Annotated in this window: 21 protein-coding genes and 3 tRNA genes; 8 read left to right on the top strand and 16 right to left on the bottom strand. The window is 36.5% G+C overall.

Going from position 1 to position 25963, the window contains the following annotated elements:
* Positions 1-26: 26 nt before the first annotated feature.
* From porL to IC610_RS08465, 5 genes are all read right to left on the bottom strand, one after another.
* Positions 27-719: a type IX secretion system motor protein PorL/GldL gene (porL, locus tag IC610_RS08485; RefSeq protein ID WP_191736380.1), complete on the bottom strand. Its 693-nt coding sequence runs from the start codon at positions 717-719 to the stop codon at positions 27-29.
* A gap of 59 nt (positions 720-778) precedes the next feature.
* Positions 779-2194, bottom strand: a complete 1416-nt coding sequence (gene porK, locus IC610_RS08480; protein WP_191736378.1) for a T9SS ring complex lipoprotein PorK/GldK — start codon at positions 2192-2194, stop codon at positions 779-781.
* Between the two features lie 110 nt (positions 2195-2304).
* Entirely contained in the window at positions 2305-4158 is a 1854-nt protein-coding gene (gene glmS, locus IC610_RS08475) for a glutamine--fructose-6-phosphate transaminase (isomerizing) (protein ID WP_191736376.1), read from the bottom strand.
* A gap of 30 nt (positions 4159-4188) precedes the next feature.
* Positions 4189-5763 carry a DUF4270 family protein gene (locus IC610_RS08470; protein WP_191736375.1) on the bottom strand — a complete coding sequence of 525 codons (1575 nt, stop codon included), beginning with the start codon at positions 5761-5763 and terminating at the stop codon, positions 4189-4191.
* Between the two features lie 10 nt (positions 5764-5773).
* Positions 5774-6544, bottom strand: a complete 771-nt coding sequence (locus IC610_RS08465; RefSeq protein WP_191736373.1) for a glycogen/starch synthase — start codon at positions 6542-6544, stop codon at positions 5774-5776.
* Between the two features lie 165 nt (positions 6545-6709).
* Here IC610_RS08465 and panC point away from each other — a divergent pair, with 165 nt between their 5' ends.
* The gene (gene panC / locus IC610_RS08460) at positions 6710-7555 is read left to right on the top strand and encodes a pantoate--beta-alanine ligase (RefSeq protein WP_191736371.1); all 846 of its coding nucleotides are present in this window, start codon (positions 6710-6712) and stop codon (positions 7553-7555) included.
* Positions 7556-7645: 90 nt separating this feature from the next.
* Here panC and IC610_RS08455 read toward each other — a convergent pair.
* The 3 genes from IC610_RS08455 to IC610_RS08445 form a co-directional block, all read right to left on the bottom strand.
* Positions 7646-7718, bottom strand: a tRNA-Lys gene (locus tag IC610_RS08455).
* A gap of 76 nt (positions 7719-7794) precedes the next feature.
* Positions 7795-7877, bottom strand: a tRNA-Leu gene (locus tag IC610_RS08450).
* A 36-nt stretch (positions 7878-7913) separates the two neighbouring features.
* Positions 7914-7986 (bottom strand) — tRNA-Lys (locus tag IC610_RS08445).
* Positions 7987-8102: 116 nt separating this feature from the next.
* Here IC610_RS08445 and IC610_RS08440 point away from each other — a divergent pair.
* A complete protein-coding gene (locus tag IC610_RS08440; RefSeq protein ID WP_191736369.1) occupies positions 8103-8618 on the top strand; it encodes a shikimate kinase in 516 nt (171 codons plus the stop codon).
* Between the two features lie 18 nt (positions 8619-8636).
* Here the strand turns inward: IC610_RS08440 and IC610_RS08435 are convergent, their stop codons facing one another.
* The gene (locus tag IC610_RS08435; RefSeq protein WP_191736367.1) at positions 8637-9074 is read right to left on the bottom strand and encodes an RNA-binding S4 domain-containing protein; all 438 of its coding nucleotides are present in this window, start codon (positions 9072-9074) and stop codon (positions 8637-8639) included.
* A 55-nt stretch (positions 9075-9129) separates the two neighbouring features.
* Between IC610_RS08435 and IC610_RS08430 the strand changes: the two genes are divergently transcribed.
* Positions 9130-9873 (top strand): hypothetical protein, encoded by a 744-nt coding sequence (locus IC610_RS08430; protein WP_191736365.1) that lies wholly within the window; start codon positions 9130-9132, stop codon positions 9871-9873.
* A 191-nt stretch (positions 9874-10064) separates the two neighbouring features.
* Here IC610_RS08430 and IC610_RS08425 read toward each other — a convergent pair whose 3' ends face one another.
* The 3 genes from IC610_RS08425 to IC610_RS08415 form a co-directional block, all read right to left on the bottom strand.
* On the bottom strand, positions 10065-11570 hold the full coding sequence (locus tag IC610_RS08425) for an FMN-binding glutamate synthase family protein (RefSeq protein ID WP_191736363.1): 1506 nt from the start codon (positions 11568-11570) through the stop codon (positions 10065-10067).
* A 58-nt stretch (positions 11571-11628) separates the two neighbouring features.
* On the bottom strand, positions 11629-12975 hold the full coding sequence (mtaB, locus tag IC610_RS08420; RefSeq protein WP_191736361.1) for a tRNA (N(6)-L-threonylcarbamoyladenosine(37)-C(2))-methylthiotransferase MtaB: 1347 nt from the start codon (positions 12973-12975) through the stop codon (positions 11629-11631).
* 65 nt (positions 12976-13040) lie between these two features.
* Positions 13041-13682 (bottom strand): hypothetical protein, encoded by a 642-nt coding sequence (locus IC610_RS08415; RefSeq protein ID WP_228462889.1) that lies wholly within the window; start codon positions 13680-13682, stop codon positions 13041-13043.
* 100 nt (positions 13683-13782) lie between these two features.
* Here IC610_RS08415 and IC610_RS08410 point away from each other — a divergent pair, with 100 nt between their 5' ends.
* Entirely contained in the window at positions 13783-14142 is a 360-nt protein-coding gene (locus IC610_RS08410; protein WP_191736359.1) for a nuclear transport factor 2 family protein, read from the top strand.
* Between the two features lie 48 nt (positions 14143-14190).
* On the opposite strand, the gene IC610_RS08405 is transcribed toward IC610_RS08410, so the two are convergent.
* Both IC610_RS08405 and IC610_RS08400 read right to left on the bottom strand, forming a co-directional pair.
* Positions 14191-16293, bottom strand: a complete 2103-nt coding sequence (locus IC610_RS08405) for a T9SS type B sorting domain-containing protein (RefSeq protein ID WP_191736357.1) — start codon at positions 16291-16293, stop codon at positions 14191-14193.
* Positions 16294-16414: 121 nt separating this feature from the next.
* On the bottom strand, positions 16415-17215 hold the full coding sequence (locus IC610_RS08400; protein ID WP_191736355.1) for a hypothetical protein: 801 nt from the start codon (positions 17213-17215) through the stop codon (positions 16415-16417).
* A gap of 192 nt (positions 17216-17407) precedes the next feature.
* On the opposite strand from IC610_RS08400, the gene glgP reads away from it, so the two are divergent.
* A complete protein-coding gene (gene glgP, locus IC610_RS08395; protein ID WP_191736354.1) occupies positions 17408-19090 on the top strand; it encodes an alpha-glucan family phosphorylase in 1683 nt (560 codons plus the stop codon).
* A gap of 71 nt (positions 19091-19161) precedes the next feature.
* Here the strand turns inward: glgP and IC610_RS08390 are convergent, their stop codons facing one another.
* A complete protein-coding gene (locus IC610_RS08390) occupies positions 19162-19638 on the bottom strand; it encodes a hypothetical protein (protein WP_056076688.1) in 477 nt (158 codons plus the stop codon).
* Positions 19639-19753: 115 nt separating this feature from the next.
* On the opposite strand from IC610_RS08390, the gene IC610_RS08385 reads away from it, so the two are divergent.
* Positions 19754-21883 (top strand): S9 family peptidase, encoded by a 2130-nt coding sequence (locus IC610_RS08385; protein WP_191736352.1) that lies wholly within the window; start codon positions 19754-19756, stop codon positions 21881-21883.
* 338 nt (positions 21884-22221) lie between these two features.
* Here IC610_RS08385 and IC610_RS08380 read toward each other — a convergent pair whose 3' ends face one another.
* The gene (locus IC610_RS08380) at positions 22222-22467 is read right to left on the bottom strand and encodes a hypothetical protein (RefSeq protein WP_191736350.1); all 246 of its coding nucleotides are present in this window, start codon (positions 22465-22467) and stop codon (positions 22222-22224) included.
* Positions 22468-22553: 86 nt separating this feature from the next.
* Here IC610_RS08380 and IC610_RS08375 point away from each other — a divergent pair, with 86 nt between their 5' ends.
* Positions 22554-24209, top strand: coding sequence for a peptide MFS transporter (locus tag IC610_RS08375; RefSeq protein WP_191736348.1), 1656 nt, complete (start codon positions 22554-22556; stop codon positions 24207-24209).
* Positions 24210-24342: 133 nt separating this feature from the next.
* Positions 24343-25872, top strand: coding sequence for a peptide MFS transporter (locus tag IC610_RS08370; protein ID WP_056076679.1), 1530 nt, complete (start codon positions 24343-24345; stop codon positions 25870-25872).
* Positions 25873-25963: the final 91 nt, after the last annotated feature.

Raw genomic sequence — 25963 nt, 5'->3', positions numbered from 1 at the left:
TTTTTGATTAAATTAATGGTTAAGGATTATGACTTCATAGCAGTTAACATACCACCATAAACTCTGTTTAAGCTGTTTAGGTTGGTTGTTAAACCTAGTAATTCTTGGTTAAACTTCTCAGACTGCTCTGCTGATTTCTGCATATCATCAACATACTTTTTAGCAAATTCAGATTGTCTGTGACCGTTTTCTAACTGCATTGCATAAAGAGCATTCATGCTTTCCATGTGTGTAGCAGCTTTGTTTAACTGGTCGTTGTATTTGTGAGTAGAAGCAGAAACGTCAACAGTTTGGTTGATTTGATCTACAGAGCTTGAGAATTTATCGATTCCTGTTCTTAATCTGTCAAATAACTGAACATCTAATTTTGCATCCTGAAGCATCTTGTCTAATTTACCAGATAAAGAATTTTCTAATTCTGCAAAATGATCTACTGTATTTTTAGAAGAAACATTTGAGTGTAAAGGATTTGGGTTTGCATGTTTGTCCAACAATTCAGGATAAACATTTTCCCAGTGGTAAGATTCTTCTGCTGCTGGTGGATCGAAAGCGAAGATAATGAAGATAATCGCTTCAGTAACCAATCCCACAGTAAGTGCGATATTACCATTAATAGGTCCCAGAGTAATGTGAGTAATTTTCAGCCAAGCTCCAAGAATTACAATTGCCGCACCGAATGAATAGAAGAAATTCATCCACGCATCTTTAGTCTTAAACATATACGTTAGTTTTTTTTAAAATGAGTTGTTAATAAAATGATATAAAATAAATGGTAATATTATCTGTTTACTCTTTTAGCTTTTACTGCAGCTTCCGGAATATCCTGAACAGTTCTGAAACCGATGTAGCTTCTTGCAGAATCTTTTCTTTCCCAGTCTCTTGCACCGTTCATCAACATGTAGCCTACGTCTTTCCAAGAACCACCTCTTACAGATTTTTTCACTTCAGTTCTGTCTTTAGTAGAAGGATTTAATGTAGAAGAGAATGTGTAAGATGAATTGTTGTAAGGAGAATCTGTCCATTCAGAAACGTTACCAGCCATATCAAATAAACCGAAACCGTTCTTTTTGAATTTCTTTACAGGAGCTGTATATGTGTAAGTACCTTTCACATCATCTTCCATGTAGTTACCTCTTTTTGGCTTGAAGTTTGCCAAGTAACATCCTCTATCATCCATTAAATAAGGACCACCCCAAGGATAAGTTGCATTTTGCATACCTCCTCTAGCTGCATATTCCCACTCAAACTCGTTTGGAAGTCTGAATCTGATTGGTGCCTGTTTTCTTCTTTTTAAGCTTTCGTTGTAATCAAATTTCAATTTAGATCTGAAATTACAGTAAGCTCTAGCCTGATCCCATGTAACTCCTACTACAGGATAATCTTTGTAAGCTTTGTGCCAGAAATACTGCTCAAACAAAGGCTCATTATAAGTAAAGTGGAAATCTTTCTTCCATACAGTTGTATCCGGATAGATTGCGATGCTTTCGCTTCTCAGGAAGTTTGCACCTCTTTGATCTTCAGCTACAGCAGCATCCATATCTCCCCATCTGTATGTATATTTTAATTTACTAACATCCAAAAGTCTCTCGCTACCTACTCTTGAAGAAGCCGGTAAATACATAGACTCAAGAACTTCAGCATATTCTACATCAGGATATTTGGAAGTGCTCCAATGCAAAGGAATTTTCCAGTCTAATCTTTTAGTACCATCAAAACCGTCATCTCTTCCACCAGCACCGTCAAGATATTCCTGATACGGAGTAAGGTTTTCTTCTTTTTTAGCAAGATAAGCATAGTCTCCGATGCTCTGGCCTCTGCCACCACCGTCACCACCTTCACCGGCAGCTTCAGCAAGCATCGTTCTAGCGATAGAATCTCTTACATAATTAATGAATACTCTGTATTCAGCATTTGTAGTTTCAGCTTCATCCATGAAGAATGAAGATACTGTAACTGTTTTCAGAGGTGCTTTCTCAGGATTGTCTGTTAAATCCTTATCAGACATACCAGCAATAAATGAACCTCCGGGAATAGCTACCATACCGTATGGTCTTTCCGCTACAAATGACGATGTTTTTTCTCTAGGTATCAATTCTCCTTTTGTTCCTGGCTTCCCAACAGAAGAAGATCCACCACCTGAACAAGATACCGATGCTACCGACGCAGACACTAATAAAAGAAATATCCTTTTCATGTTAATTTTTATAATTAAGCCGTAAATATATAATTTTTTTAAGAAACTTTTAAGATTTTTTTTAGAATAACGAAAAAAAACTAAAGTTATTTTATTTCCTAGTCTTTTTTTTACTCAACAGTAACTGATTTTGCCAAATTTCTTGGCTGATCTACGTTCGCCCCTCTATAAACCGCAATATAATAAGCAAGCAATTGTAAAGGAACTGATGCAACTATCGGAGAAAAACATTCTGATGTTTCAGGGATTTCAATCACGTAATCTGCCATAGCACTTACCTGAGTATCTCCTTTATTAACAACAGCAACTACTTTACCTTTTCTTGCTTTAATTTCCTGAACGTTGCTTACAATTTTATCGTAATGACCTTTTTTAGGAGCAATAATAACGATAGGCATATTTTCATCAATTAAAGCAATAGGACCATGCTTCATTTCTGCTGCTGGATAGCCTTCAGCGTGGATGTAAGAAATTTCTTTAAGTTTTAAAGCTCCTTCCAATGCTGCAGGATAATTGTAACCTCTTCCCAAGTAAAGGAAGTTTGTCGCATTGATGAAGTCTTTAGCGATTTCCTGAGTTAATTCATGAGTTGCAGTAAGAACCTCTTCTACTTTTTTAGGAATAGCATCCAGTTCTGCAATAAGATTCATGAATTCTGCATTCCCTAAATTACCATTATGTTTTCCGAGCTTTAAAGCGATCATACTTAAAATAGTAAGCTGAGCTGTAAATGCTTTCGTAGAAGCCACACCGATCTCCGGACCTGCGTGTGTATAAGATCCTGCATCTGTAATTCTTGCGATAGAAGAATCTACCACGTTACAAATACCATATATAAATGCACCTCTTTCTTTAGCTAATTTCAAGGCTGCCATCGTATCTGCAGTTTCTCCAGATTGGGAAATAGCAATTACAACGTCTTTATCTGTAATAATTGGGTTTCTGTATCTGAATTCTGATGCGTATTCTACTTCAACTGGGATTCTTGCGAATTCTTCAATTAAATATTCACCAATCAGACCTGCGTGCCAAGAAGTTCCACAAGCGATGATGATGATTCTGTTTGCGTTTTTAAATTTCTCGATATGATCCCAGATTCCAGCCATCTTGATGATTCCTTCATCTACAAGAAGTCGACCTCTCATCGTATCGTGAATTGATTTTGGCTGCTCGAAAATTTCTTTCAGCATAAAATGCTCATAGCCACCTTTCTCAATCTGCTCCAAGCTCAGCTTCAGTTCCTGAATTTCAGGCTGAATTTTAGAATTCTCGACGATTGTTCTGATGTCTACACCTTTTTCAAGAGAGATAATTGCCATGTGACCTTCTTCAAGATAAATGGCTTCTTTCGTAAATTCCACAAAAGGAGAAGCATCTGAAGCAATGAAATATTCTTTATCTCCTATTCCAATAGCCAATGGTGAACCTAATCTTCCCACTACAAGAACTCCAGGATAATCTTCATGCATTACTGTAATTGCATACGCACCGTAAACTTCATTTAATGCAAATCTCACTGCTGTGGGAAAATCTGTTTCAGCGTTAAGATCCATAAAATACTGGATTAGGTTTACCAATATTTCTGTATCTGTTTCAGACTGAAAAGTAAATCCTTTATCAGTAAGCATTATTTTAATGGTATCATAATTCTCAATAATACCGTTATGAATAATTGCAATTTTACCGTTGTTTGACAAATGGGGATGCGAGTTTCTGTCACTTGGGACACCGTGTGTAGCCCATCTTGTATGTCCCATTCCAACTGTCGCAGTTCCTTTCAACTGACTTGCAATTCCTTCCAAATCATCAACTTTACCTTTTGTTTTTTGTACCTCAAGGCTGTGATCGGATTTTTCAAGTACAATTCCTGCACTGTCGTATCCTCTATATTCGAGTCTTCTAAGACCGTTGATTACAATTTCGTAAGCATCCTGGAAACCTGTGTATCCTACAATTCCGCACATAAAATATATTTTGTGTTTTGTTTATTAAAATTATTTAGATCCGTAAACTAACTTTAGTTGTATTTTTCTCTTGTTAAGTGGATCTGAGCCGACAAAAACCATCCGTTCTCTAGCAAATGGCCGTGTGGTTAATTTATAGCCAGCAAAAGGAACACCATCTGATCCCGGTAAAAATTGCGCAAGATCTATTTTGAAAAACTTATCTGAAAAATCTTTCTGATCTATATCTTCAACAATATCCTTTAAAGATTTCGTTACCGTAAAGTCATAGTACGCAGGGTTTTTATCTAAATTAAAAGCTTTAACATAAGCAAAATCAGGAGCTCCGGTAAAAGTTGTGAGGTCACTTGTAAAACTGGATACTATCTCTCCTTTAGTACTTTTATATCTTTGCACGATAGCAAGCTGACTTGGTTTTAGCAAAGAATTATTCCAACTCAGCGAATCGGTGTATAATCTGATTTTCGCTGTAATAATTGCTGTTTTCTTATTTTTAAATTTTTCTCTCAAATCCTGTATCACTTGCGGTTTAAATTTTACACCTATTGAAGGACCACCCATTCCCTGTGTAAATAGTTTAGCATCTCCGACAGTTTGATTTCCCAAAACATTAGCAATAAAAGGAGCTGCTCTTTGATACTTTACATAGGATGAATGTGCATTTCCTGCACCCAAATTGAAATTATAGCTTGTTCTCGTTGGCGTTGTTGTACCATTTTCCGTTTTATCATATTTATAGTACATGATAACCTGCGTTCCGGCATCATTTGGATTTACAGAAAACAAATAACCGTCATTTTCCTGGATAGAAACTTTTATCCCTCTGAAATATCTAATGAATGCAGACATATCTTTAAGTTCAGGTTGTCCTTTTTTAGCGATAATTTTATTTTGGAAGAAAGTTTTATCCAAAGAAATTCTGATATCATTAGTAGTAGAAGGAAATAATATACTGTTGTCTGAATCTTTTGTGATTGTTACAGACTTTGCAAGTCCATTAAACACTTTTGAACCAAGCACGACACCAGCCTCAAAATCTTTGTTTGAAAAGATACTGTCTGTGTAACTTCCCATAAACTCAGTTACTTCCTGTACTTTTAAAGTAAGCGGTGTAATATTTCCGGCAGTTTTAGTTCTGCCATACTTAGTTACAGGTATAGTTTTCAGTTCAAGTTTAGCGTCAACATTTCCGTCGGGATATACATAACTTTCATTTGTAGTTGTTACAATTGAATCGGAGATTTGTGGAATGACAGGTTTTAAAACCATAACCACTGAATCCACAACTGCATTCGTACCGAAATCAGGATCATAAGCAGACATTCTGATCTGTGTAAAATATGATGCTTCCTGACGCCCAAACTGAGGCTCATTAAAAGCACCGATTACTGCACTGCCTAAAGTACTGTAATCCGCTCTCACCATATCTTTATTATCTATATTGTATGCAATCAGGTCGTAAGAAACTTCGTTTCCGTTTGTACCGTCGTTTAAGAAAAGCTGTTCACCAAGACTGTCGATTTCTGGTTCACAATTATAAAGCACAGCACTTCCGAAGATCATCAGAGACAATACGGCAAATGCTCTTTTAATATTATTGATCATTAAAATTATTTTAATATAAAGTTTTGATTGAATCTACATCAAGATATTCCGACTTTGCAGTGGAACTTTCGTTGAAAGCTTTATCCAGATTTTCATTTAAAAATTCGTCACCTTTCACGATGCTGTCTACATAACCCATGCTTTCGATAACAAAACTTTCAAAACTTGGATTTTCTAACGATTTTAAATCTGAAATATTATCAAACTTAAGTTTTTCAGAAATAGTAGAACTTAAAGCTGCATTTTTTTCATTGTACACAGAAAGTACAATTTTAGCATCTTTAAAATAAGTATCGGAACCGTAATAAGTTTTAAGATAAACAGGAACAAATGAAGCCATCCATCCATTCAAATGAATAACATCCGGCACCCAGTTGAGCTTCTTGATTGTTTCGATTACACCTCTTGCAAAGAAGATGGCACGCTCATCATTATCCTCAAAAGGAGTTCCGTCATCCTCGAAGTAAGTTTGTTTTCTTTTGAAGTATTCTTCGTTATCTATAAAATAAACCTGTAGCCTTTCGCCCGGCAGAGAAGCTACCTTGATGATAAGAGGCTGATCCAGATCATTGATAATAATATTCATCCCGGAAAGGCGGATCACCTCATGCAGTTGAAATTTCCTTTCACTTATCTGTCCAAATCTCGGCATAAAAACTCTTACATCATTGCCTTCATTGTGCATTTTAAGCGCCATTTTGTTTACCACCGAAGCTAAATTTGTATCTTCCTGATAAGGGTACATCTCTGTGGTAATGTACAGTATTTTCTGATTGGGCATAAATTCTTTTCTATATTTAAAAATGCTATAATGTGCAAAATTACGAAAAAACATTCAACATTATTTTAATTAACATTTTTTTACGATAAAAGAACCCATATCTCTAAAACAAATTATCCTGATTACGTCATTATTTATTATTTTTGAATAAACTATTAAAGTAATATGGAAGTTTTAAAAAGCAGAAAAATTCTTCAGGATTTTATAGAAAGACAACGGGAAATGGGAAAGCGGATCGGTTTCGCACCCACAATGGGAGCTTTGCACGACGGGCACCTTTCATTATATAAAGAAGCACGTAAAGATAACGATCTTGTGATCTCATCAATATTTGTAAATCCCACCCAATTCAATAATCAGGATGATCTGGCAAAATATCCACGTGATGTGGACAGAGATCTCCATATATTAAAAAACTCAGGTTTGGTAGACGCTGTTTATATCCCGGAAGTTTCAGATATTTATCCTGAGCAGGCGAAAAGTAAAAACTATGATTTTGGCGGGTTGGAAAATGAAATGGAAGGAAAATCGCGTCCCGGTCATTTTGACGGTGTGGGAACTGTGGTGGAAGAACTATTTAAGCAGGTAAAACCAGATTACGCATATTTTGGGGAAAAAGATTTCCAGCAACTGGCGATCATCAAAAAAATGGTTGAAATGCAGAATCTTCCGGTAAAAATAATTGGCGTTCCCACCCACAGAGCAGATAACGGATTGGCTTTAAGCTCAAGAAACCAAAGACTTTCTGAGACAAGAAGAGATGCCTCAAAGGTAATTTTTGAAACACTTACAAAAGTAAAAACCTGGTTTAAGGAAGATTCTTATTCTGTTATTAAAGATAAGGTAAAAGATGTTTTTGATGACCAGCAAAATATGCAGCTTGAATACTTTCTGATTGCTGAAGAAAAGACCTTAAAAGAAGCAGAGTTTTTTTATAATGACAGAAAATACAGAGCATTTATCGTTGTGATTGTAGATGGTGTAAGATTAATTGATAATTTACCAATGTAGCATAAAAATCAAAGGCTTCTGGAAAGAAGCCTTTGAAACACCAAATCACAAAATATTAATATGAAAAAAATTTACTTTTCAGTAAACTCGTGACCCGGCTGGGATTCGAACCCAGGACCCATACATTAAAAGTGTATTGCTCTACCAGCTGAGCTACCGAGTCGGTCACGTAATATTAACGTCGTAAATATATAATTAATTTTATAAAACTTACAAGTTAACGTACATTTTTTTGCTTGTGCCTGCGACTGGACTCGAACCAGCACATCCTTAGGAAACCACCCCCTCAAGATGGCGTGTCTACCAATTTCACCACGCAGGCAAAAAAAATTACAGAAAAGTAATTCATTTTTGCTAGTGACCCGGCTGGGATTCGAACCCAGGACCCATACATTAAAAGTGTATTGCTCTACCAGCTGAGCTACCGAGTCGGTCACTTTATTATCAAGTTTCACCGTTAAGTAATGTCCCTTGTTTTTAGTGGTGCAAAGATATAGCTTTTTTCGTTATCTCAAAACTTTTTTGCAAATTTGTTTAAAATAATTTCATGATAATTTCACTGGTCGGATACATGGGGAGCGGCAAATCTCACATTTCCAAAATCTTAAGCGACGAAATAAATTTTAAACTTTTAGACCTCGACAGAGAGATTTCTAAGCGTTTAAAAATGACAATACCCGAAATCTTCGAAAAAAAGGGAGAAATTTTCTTTAGAAAGACAGAAAGAGAAGTTTTAGAAGAAATTCTTGTAACCGAAGAAAACGTTGTATTAAGCCTTGGTGGCGGAACCCCGGCTTATTATAATAATATGGAAATTATAAATCTGAATTCTAAAAGCATTTTTCTGAAGGCAAATATCGGTACACTTGTCGCCAGACTTTCCAAGCAAAAAGAAAAAAGACCTCTGGTGGCGAAAATTTCGGAAGAAGATTTACCTGAGTTTATTGCGAAGCATCTGTTTGAAAGAAATGCTTTTTATTCGAAATCACAATTTATGATCAGTACTGATGGCAAAAATCCTGAAGACATTGTTTTGGAAATAAAAGAAAAACTTTACCTGTGAGGTAAAGTTTTAATATAATTAGTCTTCATTTTTCTCGTCTGCATCAGATTCACCAAAGAAGTCGTCCCAATCTGTAAAATCCGGATCGATGTCGTTCCCGGAATAATCATCAATATCTCGCCGGTCTTTTTTTGTAGGCCTGCCCTCCCCTTTACCTCTGTAATAGTTTTGAGATTCACGGCGAAGCTTGAGCAATTCAATCTGTTCTTTATCTGTGATGTCTTTAATATGTAACGGAACCAGTTTGGCTCCCATTCTGCTTGTAGGGATTTGTAAAACTTTAATTTTATAATCAATCTGATTTTTCCTGATCTGAATAACATCACCTTCTTTTACTTCTCTCGAAGCCTTTACCACAGTACCTCCAATGGTTACTCTGTTTTTTTTTATTTCCTCTGCAGAGACTGTTCTTGTCTTATAAAACCGAATACTCCACAAAAATTTATCTATTCTCATATTTTTTTTTATACTTTTGTCGATAATTATTTGTAAAGTAAGTAAAGTTTTTAAAATGAAGAAAATATTTTTGTATGTACTCGCCGGATCACTTTGTTTTTCAGCATGTAAAAAAGACGATGAAGTAGAAACTTATAAAGAGCCCGAGGACATTAACGTTCAGAATAACTATGACAATGAGGCTATTCAGAAGTTTATGGATAATAACTATCTTGATGCCAAAGGAAATATTAAACCATTCAGCAGTACCGACACTGCAGATGATAATGAAACGAAACTGAGTGCTTTGAACCCGCAAACAACGCCTTCCGGAGCAATCTATATTATCAGAGCGACGGGACAGCCTAACCCGGGAACTACAATTGGCAATACTGATGTGATGAGAATTATGATGAGAGCAAAAGCATATCTGGCAGGAAATACAGACGGAAATGTAACATTCATTACAAGCTCAAATTTTTCCGGATTCTCTCCGTTAGATGAAACCGGAAGTCCGATTTCTGATCCAATCTTCTATTATGCTAAAACTTCAACGAAAGCAATCAGCGGAAAACCAAGCAGTTATTATGAAATGGAAGGTTTTCAGGAAGCCATCAGAAAGTTTAAAGCTTTCGATCAGTCAGATTCAGAAAATTACAATCTTCAAGGAGTGATTATTGTTCCATCAAAAGCTGCTTACGCTAGAGATGAACATTCATCTTTTGGAACTCTATATGCTTCACCGTTTAGAAATACAACTTTTATCTTTAATCTTCAGGTGTATAAATCTACCCCGAGAAATATGTCTACTCAGGATTAAAACTAAAAAAAATATTTAAAAAAAATGCTTCGCCAAAAACGAAGCTTTTTTTTATGATTAAATCTAAAGCCGAATCCTGCACGCCCCGACCTGAATGGAGCTCTTTTTGTAAGCGAAGGCAAAAGCATCGGCACAAAAAAGCGGGAATGGAGGGCGGATACAGGCGCATAAAAAAATTAAAATGATATCATTTACTTTCTTACATTACCTAAAATATCAGGGAAATAATGATCTGAAAGATGCTCAAATTCATCGCCTCTCATAAACATCGAGGCATCGACCTGTTCGTAAGATTCTCTTCCAGCTGCAGCGATTAATTCGTTACAGGTATGTAAAGTATTTTTATGGAAATGATACACCCTTTCGGCTTTGTCTGTGACATCAAGACCTTTGATTAACATTTTGTCCTGCGTTGCAACTCCCGTCGGACAGTTGTTGTTATTACACCTCAACGCCTGGATGCAGCCCAGCGAAAACATAAATCCTCTTGCATTGTTGCACATATCAGCTCCCATGGCTACGGCTCTAAGGATATCCAAGCTTGTAAGCACTTTTCCGCTGGCGATGATTCTCAGCTTATCCCGTAAATCATAGTTTTTAAGAGTTCGGTTTACAAAAATCAAAGCCGGTTCCAGGGGCATTCCTACTCCATCAGAAAACTCTGGAGGTGCGGCACCGGTTCCTCCTTCTGCTCCATCGACGGTGATAAAATCAGGATAAATTTCAAGTGCATTCATCTGAACGCAGATGTCTTCAAATTCTTTAGTATCACCAATGCACAACTTGAAACCAACGGGTTTTCCACCAGAAAGCTCTCTTAAATGCTGTACAAACTGCAATAAACCTGCGGCATCTGAAAACGATGAATGTGATGGTGGTGAAACAATCGTCAAACCAGGTTGTACGTGACGGATTTTAGCAATCTCAGGCGTATTTTTCACTCCAGGTAAAACACCGCCGTGGCCGGGCTTTGCGCCTTGGGACAATTTAATTTCAATCATTTTCACATTGGGAAGTGTGGCATATCTGGTGAATAAATCTGGATTAAAATTTCCTTCGTCATCCCTGCATCCGAAATATCCTGTACCGATCTGCCAGCACAAATCTCCACCTTCCATGTGATGCGGAGAAATCCCTCCTTCTCCTGTATTGTGATAAAAGTTTCCTTTTTTGGCTCCTCTGTTTAACGAAATCTGAGCTCTGTCGCTCAACGCACCGAAACTCATTGCTGAAATATTAAATAATGAGGCATTGTAAGGCTGCGTACATTGTTCACCACCCACCAAAACTCTCGGCAGTTCTTCCTTCGGCGATTTGGCATAGATGGAATGTTTTATTCCTTCATATTTTCTGTGATTTACTTCCAGCTGCGTTCCGAAAGGTACTGTATCACTAAGATTTTTTGAACGTCTGTACACTGCAGACCGCTGATTTCTCGGAAAAGGTTTGCCATCCGTTTCTCTTTCAATAAAATACTGCTGCATCTCAGGAGAAATTCCTTCAAAAAAGTATCTGAAATAGCCTAAAACAGGAAAGTTTCGGAGAATAGCGTGTTTGGTTTGGTAAGTATTGTAAACTCCAAGTGCATAAACTGCAGTTAAAAATATCGGAATCCAATAATGGGCTTTGATGAGCAATGCGACAATCCATGTCACAATCACCAATACCAAACCCCAAGATAAAAACTTATCTCTCATAAGAATGTAGATTTTAAAATCGTTAAAGAATAAATTTAGTAGAATTAAAGCAAACAGACTATGCTTTTGCTAAAAAACTTTCGAAAGATGACCTGACAGAAACCGTGCCATCTGACAAGATGTTGTCAAGTTTCAAAAACTCAATCTGATTAACACACGCAGCATCAAAATCTTTTTGTACCCTCACATAATTTTCTGTGAAGCCGTACATTTTTCCGTCTTTATTTTCGTGTTCCCAAAGTACAGGAAGTGTTTGCCCAAGCTGACTCTGGTAGAATGACATCTTCTTTTTCTCGGAAAGAATTCTCAGCATTTTGTTGCGTCTTTTTCTTTCAGGAATCGGAACTGCGCCGTCCATTTCGGCAGCTTCGGTATTTTCTCTCTCTGAGTAAGTGAAAACGTGGAGATAACTTATGGGAAGCTCATTGAGGAAATTATAGGTTTCCATAAATAATTCTTCCGTCTCTCCAGGAAAGCCTACGATGACGTCTACGCCAATTGCGGCATGAGGCATTACATCACGAATCTTATTGACTCTGTCATTATATAATTTCGTAAGATAACGGCGTTTCATTTTTTTCAGCAAATCATCGCTACCAGATTGTAAAGGAATATGAAAATGGGGAACAAAACTTTTGCTTTTAGAAACCAGTTCGATGCTTTCATCCTTCAAAAGATTCGGTTCAATCGATGAAATACGGATTCTTTCAATACCATTAACCTCATCAAGTTCTTTAATTAAATCTAAAAAAGTATGCTCGTGTCTTTTGTTTCCAAATTCGCCTTTTCCGTAATCACCAATGTTGACACCGGTTAAAACAATTTCTTTGATATCTCTCGCTGCAATTTCCCTGGCATTTTGCAGAACATTTTCGATGGTGTCTGAACGGGAAATCCCTCTCGCTAAAGGAATGGTGCAGTATGTACATTTGTAATCACAACCGTCCTGAACCTTCAGAAAAGCTCTGGTTCTGTCTCCAATTGAATAGCTCCCGATGAAAAAATCGGTTTCTTCTATTTCACATGAATGGACAACACCTTCGCTTTCAGACTTTTCCAAATCATCAAGATAGCTCAGGATGTTAAATTTTTCTTTGGCTCCAAGCACCAGATCAACTCCGGTAATCTGAGAAATCTCTTCAGGTTTCAGCTGAGCATAACAACCGACAATGACCACCAAACCTTCGGGATTGGCTTTCATGGCGCGTTTTACGTGAAGTTTACATTCACGGTCCGCATTTTCAGTTACCGAACAGGTATTGATTACATAAACATCTGCTCTGTCATCAAAACTAACCTTGTCGTAACCTGCATCTGTTAATTGACGGGCAATAGTAGATGTTTCTGCAAAATTTAATTTGCAGCCAAGGGTGTGAAATGCGGCAGTTCTGTGAATATGAGACATTTAGGATGATTAAAATTGTGGGTGCAAAGATAATCAATTTAATATAAATTCTAAATCGATTGAATCTATTGTTTGTATTCATCACGGATTTCGGGACTGTTCAGATAGCAGACGGGCGAAGAATTTTGAATTTCGCTATCATCATTTCCCTGTAAATCTTTGATGCACTGTTCTCTGATATTCCAGATTTCATCTAAGCTACAATGGATATTTTGATCAGCAATCCACTTTTTAAGAAAATCTTTATGAAAGGATATCTTCTCATCAAGAATTTCATCAAATTCTATTTCCCTTTCAATCAATAATTTAGATTTAAACTGAAGATAATCTGATCCAGGTTTGGTAAAATCAAAATATTCATCATCGATTTTCAGATAATTGTGTGCCTCGGGAATGTAATTCAGATTAAATTTTTCTAAAGTATTTTTAATTTTCCAAGTATATTCTGTATCCATTTTAAAGATTCCAAGGATCAGTTTTATATCAGTATGACCGTTTTCCAGAGCAAGTTTTCGTAACGTCGCATGTTTCGTACTGCAGGTTCCGCCCAAATCATCAAATACACACAGAATATTATTTTTATCTGAATTTCTTTTATACGGCAGCTTTGAAATATATTGGCAGGCGTCATGAAAATCTGAGATACTTCTTTTTAGAAATTGTTCAGATATTATACCTCTGTTGATCCGTATTTTGAAATTTTCCATTGAAATAATTTTAATTTGGATAATTTAATCTAGTTCTATCTCCAAAATTTGGTAAATCCAATTTACTATTTTTCACGTATATTATGGTAAATTGCCGCCTATGAATTGTAAGATAAGCCATTTTATGCAGGATTTAAACTCCTTAAATCTTCAGGAACTTGAAAAATGGTTTAATGATGAAACTGTAATATGGATTCCTCCTGCGAAAGAAATTTCCGGAAAGACCCGTGTTTTGGCTTTATTCAGAGCTATTTTCAGACGGTATGAAAACATAGAATGGAAAGTTTCTGAAATTTTCAATTTGGGAAATGATAAATATTTCTACCTTACTGATTCTTTGGGAAACCTTTCAGGAAGAGATCCTTACAGAAACCAGATCTGTACACTTATACAGTTTTCAGAATCAGGTAAAATCCTTTACTTATCAGATTATTTTAAAGATACTGAAGCATTCAGCTAAAAAAGCCATCTCTTTTGAAATGGCATTAATTTGATCAATTATTTAAAGTTATTCCCGGTTTTTCAATAATATCCATCCTGAATATTTTACAGGTGCATTGTTTCTTTTTGGTTCGTTCCACGTGAATGAAAACCAGTAATTACCCGTCAATACTTTTTTATTTCCTGCTGTACCATCCCATCTGTAATCATTGAATTTGTCAGCTTCGAAAAGCTTGTTGCCATATCTGTCATATACGGTGAAAACAAGGTTTGCTTTGTAAGCCAGTGCAGAATAATCTATATAATCATTCAACCCATCTCCGTTTGGCGTGATGGCATTAACAATATTGGGAACTGTGATTTCGATATCCACTTCATGACATTCGTTTGCATCTTTCACATAAACAGTCTGTTCCCCTCGTTTTACGCCTGTAAAAGTATTTGAATCCTGCCAATTTGAGCCATCCATAGAATATTTGTAAGGCGCTTTTCCTCCGCTTACATTCACAACAACTTTTTGAAAAGTTATATCAACACTCGTAATAACAGGTTGGGCATAAGATAACACGCTCACATATTGAAGGGCAAAACAGTTTCCTGTCTGAAGTTTTACCCAATAGGTTCCTACCGGAAGGCCAGAAACTACCTGAGTTGTAGCACCAGTACTCCATTCATAAGAATCAAAACCAGGACCTGCATCTAAAGTTGCACGGTCATCAATACAGATTATCTGGTTTTTTAAAACAGTTGAATATTTTGCCGGAACTACTGTCAAAGTAATTTTATAGATCGTATAACATTGCGTAGGATGATAAACTCCTAAGTAAACCACCCCATTAGCTGAAATGTAAGCAGTAGCAGGATTGATTTCGTTGGTTCCTGACTGTGCGTTCGCCAGCGAAGGATAATATTTTTTAACAGCTCCCGACGGTACAGTTATATTTGCCAACTCCAAGTTGAAAGTTCCTATAGTAGGAGTTCCAGGATTAGAACAGGATTCTACACTTGCCTCAATGGTTGAATATTTCGGAGAAGTTACTTTCAAAGTAATTGCTGCTATGTTGTAACATCCGGCAACATTAGAAATTCTTACATAAACTACTCCATTCGCAGAGTTGTATGCTGTAGCAGGATTAATTGCACCTGTCTCAGTCTGTGCGTTTGCCAGTGTTGGATAGTATTTTTTTATTGCTCCTGACTGAAGTGTGACATTTGCCAATTCCAAATTAAAAGTTCCGATATTCGGAGTGCCTACATTTGGACAAACCTCTAAACTTGCGTCATAAGAAGAAATTGATCCCAGTTTAAATTTAAATTTACCTATTTCTCTGCAATAATTTATTGGATTGGTGGGGTTCGCAGGATCCTGATAATGTACACTATAATAGTAAACTGTTGTCGTATTAACTGCAATTGGAGTCGTGATTGGATTTGCTCCGGAGATCGCATCATTTTGATTAAGATGATAAGAAACAACAAAATTACTGTTCCCATTTAAGATCCCTGGTGTTAATGTACTGAAATTGAAAACTGCAGGATTTAAACATATTAAAATCTCTCTTGGATCAGAAGGATTTGCTGCTGGGGTTCCTGGTGGCACAAGAGGAAACTGCAATATTGCCGGGTCAGTAAAAGGTGATGCCAATGAAGCAGTACCGCCCCATGTAAGTGTAAAAGGCGAAGTATTAGTACTCGCACCTCCCTGAAAATTGTCTAAGTATAAAAAGTAAGTTTCTCCTGCAACAACATCCATGTATTTACAGTAGGGTGTGTTGGATCCGCCCGCTGCACTGGTAATTGTGCTTGTCATATTCAAACCCGTGTCAGGACTTACGCCAATAACGGTTGCAGCATTGCATCGGATGGGAAAACCAAGGCTTCCACATGACGTATTAGGTCCGTAAACAGCCCAGTCGTAGTCTACGGTAGGATCTGCAGGATTTATAACAAACGTCAGCGTTCCGCTGGTTGCAATTTTAAATTTATACCAAATCGAATTATGCTCGCCTGTACTGAGACAGTCGCCCAAGCTTTCATTTGTAGCTCCAATACCAGTTGGACTGTAGGTAATGCTCGAATTTCCGCAGACACCCAATGCCGTAACACAGTCTCCCTGAGAAAAATAAAAATTTGAAATTAATATTAGTAAAAACAGTATAGCTTTTTTCATACCCCCGTGTATTAGTTCGTATCAAATTTAAACAAATATTTAAACCTTTACAACAAACGAACTTAAAACTTACACAAAATCAGTTAATTTTTAATAATTTATCAATTTTCGAAAATACAAATCATGCTTTTATGCTGGTTATATTTCCACAAAGATTCTCCAGATGAAAAATTTTATGAAACGGACTTTTAACTTCAGCTAAATTTTCTCTATTCTGGATAAATGTATAACGAGAAGCCAAAGAATTCATATCTGAAACAATTACAAGCCAGCACTCATCCACAGAAGTATCGTAGTAAGGAAATTTTTCATTTTTCTTCTCAATCAGTTCCAAAATTTTCTCTGAACACAGTTCATCAAAAAGATTAAGATTATATTCATGCGTGATAAAAACATTTCGGCGATGAGAAGATTTCCTGATTTTTTTCACACAACCTACAGGCGTTTTCTTGCGGATGCTTTTGTAAATATCTAAAATAATTTCCTGCTGAAACTGAGGGTTGTCTAATTTAAAATGTGTATTAAATTCCAAAAAATAAACACCACGATATTTCGTAGTGTCTTCCTGTTCCAATAATATTTCTGCCTGACGGAAAATTTTGTTGAGGCAGCTTTCTACCTTTTTCATTTCCAGATGATTGATTACTTCCGTGAGTTCTATTCCGATTTTTTTACCATTCAGTTTTGCGATAAAATCAGGACTTTCGCAGGTAAAATTTTCAAACTTCACATCAGGAAAATGGTGCATAAACGAATTGAGCAGCAAAATCTCGGCTTTCTTTTTGTACTTCTCACGGTCGTGCAGAGCAGAGGCGTCTATGCTGCGGTGATACTTTTCTATCGGCTTCTTTTTAAGATGTCTGTTGAGATGATAGAGACTCATATTTTTTACAAGATCTTCATCGGAAAAAGTCTTTTTCATGAGCTTAAATTTTAGCAGAATTATAAAACTGACTCAAGGGTAAACATTTTGATTATCAAAAATTTACAAGCTAAATATAGTGATTTTTTTAATTGAAATGATTTTAAAATTTTAAATTATTAATTATTTAACAATCGATTTATTTCGATAATAATTACATTTGTTCAATATCTAAATATTTATTAACACAGAATGGATTTCAAAAACTTCAAAATACCATACGCTGTCAACCAGCAATACACAAAAAAAGTCGCTTATTTTTCAATGGAATTTGCCATCGAGCAGGTCCTCAAAATATATTCCGGTGGTCTCGGGTTTTTGGCTGGCTCGCACATGAGAAGTGCCTATAATCTGAAGCAGGATCTTATAGGAATCGGAATTCTCTGGAAATTCGGTTATTATGATCAGGCACGAAATCACGATCAGACACTTCAGCCAACATGGACGAAGAAAATGTACAGTTTTCTGGAAGACACAGGCATTAAATTTCAGATCGAAATTCACAGTGCACCGGTTTGGGTGAAGGTTTTTTATCTTGATCCTGAAACTTTTAACACAGCACCAATGTTCTTTCTGTCGACTGATGTTCCTGAAAACGACCATATCTCGAAAACCATTTCTCACAAACTGTATGACGCCAACGAATCTACAAAACTGGCTCAGTACATTCTCTTAGGAAAAGGTGGCGCAAGACTTCTGGAAGAAATGAATATCGAAAGAGATATCTATCATTTGAACGAAGCACACGGCTTGCCGGCAGCGTTTCATTTACTGAAAAAATTCAATGGAGATTTAAGTAAAGTGAAAGAAAAACTTGTTTTCACAACACATACTCCGGAAGAAGCCGGAAACGAAAAACACAACAGAAGACTTTGTCATGAGATGTCATACTTTTCCGGTTTAAGTCTTGAAGAAGTGAGCAAAATTGAGGGTTCTGATGATGAGAGATTCAATCACTCGCTGTGTGCACTGAAAATGGCAAAAGTTGCCAACGGTGTTTCGCAGCTTCACGGTGAGGTTTCGCGTGAAATGTGGAGCAAATACGATGGCATTTGTGAAATTAAATCAATCACCAACGCACAGGAATTCAAATACTGGAGCGACAAGCCTTTGTATAATGCAAAGGATGAAAATAATGAAACCATGTTTGACTACCGCAAAAAGCTTTTAAAAAAGAGACTTTTCAAGATTGTGGCAGACCAAACCGGAAATCTTTTTGATCCGAATATTTTCACCATTGTCTGGGCAAGAAGATTTGCAGGATACAAAAGAGCAGATTTGCTTTTACACGATAAATCAAGATTTTACAAATTATTAAATCATCCAAAATATCCAATTCAGATGATTTGGGCCGGAAAGCCTTATCCAATGGACTATTCAGCTATTTCTACCTTCAATTCTCTGGTAGAAGAAAGCAAAAACAATAAAAATATGGCGGTTTTAACCGGATATGAACTGGCTTTAAGTAAATCTTTAAAGCAGGGTTCAGATTTATGGCTCAACAATCCGCGTGTCCCGAGAGAAGCTTCCGGAACATCAGGTATGACGGCTTCTATGAACGGAAGTGTCAACCTTTCAACAGACGACGGTTGGATTCCGGAGTATGCGAAACACGGCGAAAACTCTTTCGTTGTTCCGAAAGCGGATTATGCCAACATGAGTATTTATGAGCAGGATAACTATGATTTAAACAAACTCTACGAAATTCTTGAAAAAGAAATTCTTCCGACGTACTACGACAGTCCTGATAAATGGAGAAAAATACAGTACAACGCCATGAATGACGTGAAAGATCAGTTTAATTCTGACCGTATGGCTGACGAATATTACAAAATACTGTATAATCTTGAGGTTAAGGTTGAGGCTAAGAATTAAGTTGAAAAAATCTTATAAAAAAATCAGCCCGAACGTTTTGTTCGGGCTGATTTGCTTATGATAGATTGATTTTATGCCTGTGCTTTAGGTTTTGAAACTGCAATTTCATAAACATTGGCATGTTTCAGATATTTTGAACGCTCTCTTGACGTTACTGATTCAAACTGGTCATTTTTCAGAACCACAATTGGATCTTCAGCATTTTCAATTTCGAAATTGGCAAGATACCTTTCATCCGGCGGAGACTGAGTCAGTTTAGCTTTTATCTTTTGAAGTTCATCAGCATACTGTTTAAAACCCTCATCTGATGAGTGGATGAATTTATATTCAGGACCTGCATCCACAAAATAATGTAATTTCTTTTCAATCAGATCTGCTTCGGAAGTTTCCACGGGATTGTCGTTACCATCTTTGAAAGCTACTTCCATCAGTTTTCCGTTATTTTCTTTTGCGTAGAGTTCGGCAGCGGCGAAGTCTGCGAAGCCGGTATATAAGATTTCATTTGTAAGTTCGTAGCGGTTGAGTTTCTTCTCGTTATTCGTTTCCATAATTGTTTATTTAATGAAACGTCTACTCCAATTTTTTTGCCAAAACGAAGTTTTGATATTCATTCTCAAAAGATTTTATTAAAAATGTTATATTTGGAATCCTTTTATTTTAAAAATGAAAAAACTTATACTTACACTCAGCATCGCTGCTGTATTCCAAAGTCTGAACGCTCAGGAAATTACTTTAGACAAAATATATTCTGGCTATTACCGCGGAAAAGGCATCGCTGGAATTGCCTCAATGAAAAACGGTGAAAATTATCTGGTTATTGAGCAGGGCGGAATCGCAAAATACTCTTATAAAACCTCTCAGAAAGAAGGGAATTTAGTAGACGGAAGTTTCGAAAGCTATGAATTTTCTGATGACGAATCTAAAATCCTGTTGCTGAAAGAAAGTCAGCCTATTTACAGACATTCTTTTTTAGGAAAATATGATATTAAAGATTTAAAAACAGGAAAAACCGTTAGTCTGAATGAAGGAAAAGCTGTTCAGGAGCCAAGATTTTCTCCTGATGCTACCAAAATTTCTTTTATTGTAGACAACAACCTGTTTTATCAGGATTTAAACTCAGGAAAAATCACTCAGATTACGCAACACGGCGTAAAAAATAAAGTACTGAACGGTTTGGCAGACTGGGTTTATGAAGAGGAATTCGGGCACGCAAGATTATATGAATGGACTAAAAATTCACAAGATATTTTATTTGTAAAACTGGTGGAAACTGATGTTCCGGAAATTTACATTCCGATGTACGGGAAATCTCTTTACCCTACAGAAATGCGTTACAAATACCCAAAAGCAGGCGAAAAAAACTCAATTGCAACGGCGCATATCTACCAGTTGTCTGACGGGAAAAAAACCAAAGTAAACTTAGACAGTTTTAAAAATTATTACATTCCGAATGTAATTCAGACTTCAAATCCGGACGAAATTGTTTTGATTACTTCACAAAGAACTCAGAATGCATCGGATGTTTTAAAAGTCAACACAAAAACCGGACAGGCGACAAAACTGTTCACAGAAACCGATGACAAGTGGATCGACACAGACAATGTGACTTTGGAATTCATGGAAGACAATTCTTTTCTTTGGGCTTCTGAAAGAGATGGATTCAGACATTTGTACTGGTATGACAAAGACGGCAAACTGAAAAAGCAGATTACCAAAGGAAACTGGGAAGTGACAGAATATTATGGATTTAATCCTAAAACCAAAGAAGTTTTCGTTCAGACAACAGAAAAAGGAAGCATTAATAAAGTGGTTTCCAAAATCAATATCCAAAACGGAAAATCGCAGTTGATTTCGAATGCAGAAGGAAACAACGCTGCGAATTTCAGCAAAAACTATAATTATTTTATTGAAACCTCTTCCACCGTTGCGAAACCTTACACTTTTGTATTGAAAGACGGCAACGGAAAGCAACTGAAAGAACTTCAGAACAACGAAGCTCAGTTACAAAAACTGCAGCAGGATAATTTCACCGTAAAAGAATTTATTACGATTCCAAACGAAGCGGGAGATCAGATGAATGCATGGATTATTAAGCCTAAAAACTTTGATAAAAACAAGAAATATCCTTTGTTCATGTACCAATATTCGGGTCCGGGATCACAGCAGGTTTCGAACTCATGGGATAACGGAAACACATTCTGGTTTGAAATGTTGGCTCAGAAAGGCTACATCATTGCCTGTGTAGACGGACGTGGAACGGGTTACAAAGGAGCGAAATTTAAGAAAGTTACTTACAAAAACTTAGGTAAATACGAAATCGAAGATCAGATCACAGCTGCAAAATGGTTTGGAAACCAATCGTATATCGATAAATCAAGAATCGGAATTTTCGGATGGAGTTTTGGAGGATACATGGCGAGTTTAGCGTTAACGAAGGGTGCTGATGTTTTCAAAACAGGAATCGCTGTGGCGCCGGTGACGAACTGGAGATATTATGATTCGGTTTACACGGAAAGATTTTTACTGACACCACAGGAAAATCCTGCTGGATATGATGACAATTCGCCAACAACTTACGCAAATCTGTTGAAAGGAAAATTCCTTCTAATCCACGGAACAGCTGATGACAACGTACATTTCCAGAATTCTATGGAGTTTTCTGAAGCTTTGATTCAAAACAAAAAACAGTTTGAATTTATGGCTTACCCAGATAAAAACCATGGTATTTACGGCGGACAGACAAGACCGCAGCTCTATCAGAAAATGACAGATTTCATTCTGGAGAATTTGTAGGAAGTTGGAAGATGGAATATAAAAAATTCCGAATCTCAGATTGAGGTTCGGAATTTTTATTGCCTATCAATCCATTGATCGGGATTTCTTGAGGTGTGGAAAACAGAATATACTTCAATTAAATCTTTGCCTTCGTTATAATTCCATAAGGGAATTTCTTTAGGAAGACTATTCTGTTTCTGTCATATTTAATTTCACATAAAAAAGGATTTCCTTTAATATAATTAATTTTTGAACGAAATTCCTGAATAAATTGATTCGCAAGTTTTTTATTAATTTTTCTGTACCAATTGTTTATTTCTTTTAAATCCTGTTTTACAAAATGGCTGTAAATTAATTTAGTTGCCACTTTCTAAATCATTTAAATAGTTATCCATTTCAGATTCAGAAATCAAACTTTCAGGATGTTCCTGCGCATACTTCACTCTTCTTTTTACTTCATCTTTTTGCCATTCAGGAACTTCATACTCCACATGTTTAAAAAGTTTATACTTAAGAAAATCAATAAAATCATTGACCTGATTTAAAAATTCTTTAGGCAAAGTCTCCAAATTATTTTCTATGTCTTTTAACGTAACTTCCATTTTCAGTGTTTTATTTACTCAAAGTTAATAAAATTCAAATATTGTTTTAAAAAAATTATATTTGTGAAATTGTAAAAAATATACTCATGAAAACCAAACATCCAAAAGGATTGCCCTTTTTGTTTTTCACAGAAATGTGGGAACGTTTCGGATATTATTTAATTCTCGGAATTTTTGTTCTCTACGTCATCGAACCTGCAGGTTTAAAAGGTGGTCTCGGTTTACCCGACAAAACTGCTGACGACATTTTCGGAACTTATATCGCATTAACTTATCTCACACCTTTTATCGGTGGATTTTTGGCAGACAGAGTTTTAGGATACATAAAATCAATTTATCTCGGCGGATTTTTAATGGCTGCAGGATACATTGGGATGGGCGTTTTCAAGGATCTGACTTTATTTTACTCTTCATTGGCATTAATTATTATCGGAAACGGATTTTTCAAGCCTACCATTTCCACTTTACTTGGAAATTTATATTCTGAAGAACCATACAAAGCTAATAAAGATTCGGGGTACAACATTTTCTACATGGGAATCAACATCGGTGCGTTTATCTGCAACCTTATAGCTGCTTTCATGCGAAATAAATACGGCTGGGGCGAAGCTTTTATCACTGCCGGTGTAGGGATGCTGATCGGAATGGTTATTTTCACCATCGGAAGAAAACATTATATCCACGCTGCACAGATGAAACCTGTACAGGAAGGCGACACCAAGCTTTCTGAAATTTTAATGAAGGTATTTTTGCCGGCAATTTTATTTGGAGTAGTTGGATGGTTTGTTCCAAGCAGTATTTTTGGAAGCGACAGTACGGACGCCTTTATTTTCGCCTGCGTTCCTGTAATTTATTTTTACGGTTCACTGTATTTCAAAGCTAAACCAAATGAAAAAGCAGCCATCGGAGCTCTTTTATCCGTATTTATGATCAGTATGTTTTTCTGGGCAGTTTTTAAACAAAACGGAACGGCACTGACAAGGTGGGCCAATTATTACACTGACAGAAGCGTTTCCACTTCACTTGAAAAACCTTTGGAAAAAATCTACATGGTAGACGGGAAAGGTTATGAAACAAAGGAAGTTCCGGTTTATGATGACCAGTATCAATCTCAAAAAGACAAAGATGGAAAAGCCATCAAAGAACAGGGCAAGGATGTCTATTTTAAAAATATATCGCCGGAAAAAAGAGCTTCTTTAGAGCAAAATCCTGACAGCAAAATTTTCCTTTACAATACCGAATTATTTCAGTCTATTAATCCGTTTTGGGTGATAGCTTTAACTCCGGTAGTCGTTGGATTCTGGGCATTTTTAAGAAGAAGAGGAAAAGAACCGCTGACTCCTACAAAAATCGTTCTGGGACTTTTCATATCTGCACTTTCATGTCTGGTGATGGTTCTGGCAGTTTCAGCGGGAGAAAACGGTGCCGTAAAAGTTTCGCCATGGTGGCTTGTTGCCAGTTATGGAGTAATTACCGTGGGTGAACTTTGTCTTTCACCAATGGGACTATCATTTGTATCTAAACTTTCCCCAGCAAGACTTACCGCACTGATGATGGGTGGATTTTTCCTTGCCAATTCTGTGGGAAATAAGCTCTCCGGAATTTTAGCAAGCACATGGTACAGCTACGAAAACAAGTCTAATTATTTTATGGTAAATTTCGGACTTTTGATATTTGCAACTGTCTTAGGACTTCTCATGTTGAAAAGACTCAACAGAATCATGAAAGACAGCGGGCATTAAAATTTAATCAAACCAATATATCGGAAGCTGCAGAATTGATCTGCAGCTTTTTTCTTTAAAATAAAAATTAAAACTTGCCAAAAACCCAAAAAAAACTATATTTGTGGGTCTTAACAAAATTTAACAAGTATATATGGATACAGCACAAAAGAAAGGTCATCCTAAAGGTCTTTACTTTCTATTTTTCACGGAAATGTGGGAGAGATTCAGTTATTATGGAATGAGAGCCATCTTTATTCTGTTTATGACCAAAGTATTACTGATGAAAGATGCAGACGCATCTGAAATATACGGAAGCTATACAGGATTAGTTTATCTGACACCACTTTTGGGAGGGTATCTTTGTGATAAGTTTTTAGGAAACAGAAGAAGTATTGTGATTGGTGGTCTTTTGATGGCAATCGGTCAGTTCTTCATGTTTTTCAGTGCATCTGCCGGTACAAATGGCGGAATCACTTTAATGTGGATAGGTCTTACTTCCATCATCATCGGAAATGGTTTCTTCAAACCAAATATCTCCACAATGGTAGGACAGTTGTATCCTGCAAACGACAGAAGAATCGACAGTGCATTTACTATTTTCTACATGGGTATCAATTTGGGAGCATTTTTCTCACCTCTGGTTTGTGGCTCTATGGATTTCAAATGGGGTTTCCTAGCTGCAGGTGTCGGAATGTTGCTTGGTTTGGTAGCATTTATTTTTGGTCAGAAAAAGTATCTTATATCTGAAGAAGGAAAAGCGATAGGTCTGCCTGTTAAAAAGCTTGATGCTAAAAGCATTGGTATGATCGTGGGCTCAATTGCAATCATATTTTTCATGTTGAACTTCAAGCAGATGTTTAAAAGTGACATTGATATAATCAGCTATTTCATCTACGGGGCTATGGTAGCAATGCCGATTCTTATCTTAACTGATAAAAGCCTTACAAAAGTTGAGATGCAGAGAATAATGGTCGTATTCATTTTGGCATTCTTCGTAATTTTCTTTTGGGGAGCTTTTGAACAGGCCGGAGCATCACTCACTTTATTTGCAGACCGTCAGACAGAGAGGAGTCTTTTTGGCTGGGAAATGCCTGCTTCATACTTTCAATCTGTTAATCCTTTGGCCGTTATTGCTTTAGCTCCATTATTCTCAATGATTTGGGGATTTTTATACATCAGAAAACTAGAACCTTCTTCTCCTAAAAAAATGGCTTTAGGTTTAGCCTTAGTTGCTTTAGGATATGTAGTTATTGCAATTGCTGTGAAAGGACTTGGAATAGATGATAAAGTTTCAATGTGGTGGCTTATTTCACTTTATATAATCCATACAATGGGGGAACTGTGTTTATCACCAATCGGATTATCAATGGTTTCAAAATTAGCACCGCTAAGACTTTCATCTTTACTGATGGGAACTTGGTTTCTTGCCAATGCTGCTGCAAATAAGTTTGCAGGAACTCTGAGTGCCTTAATACCTCCCACTGCTGGTGCTGAAGCCACCACTGGTCCCGTAGTAAATCCTTCATTCTTAGGATATCAGATTACCAATCTTTATGAATTCTTTATGGTCTTTATAATTATGACTGGTGCAGCTGCTGCAATTTTATTTGTGATGAGCTCATGGCTACAAAAAATGATGCATAATGATAAATTAGGCATGGCAGAAGAGATTGCAAAATAATTTCTTTTCTTAAACTATATAAAACCTCTGATTTTTCAGAGGTTTTTTTTTACATTCGCATCATGGAAGTTTCCGAAAATATTTTGAGTTG

Source organism: Chryseobacterium caseinilyticum, from assembly GCF_014837145.1.
Taxonomy (GTDB): domain Bacteria; phylum Bacteroidota; class Bacteroidia; order Flavobacteriales; family Weeksellaceae; genus Chryseobacterium; species Chryseobacterium caseinilyticum.
Note: the sequence above shows the minus strand (reverse complement) of the source record. Positions and strands in the feature narration are given on the sequence as shown.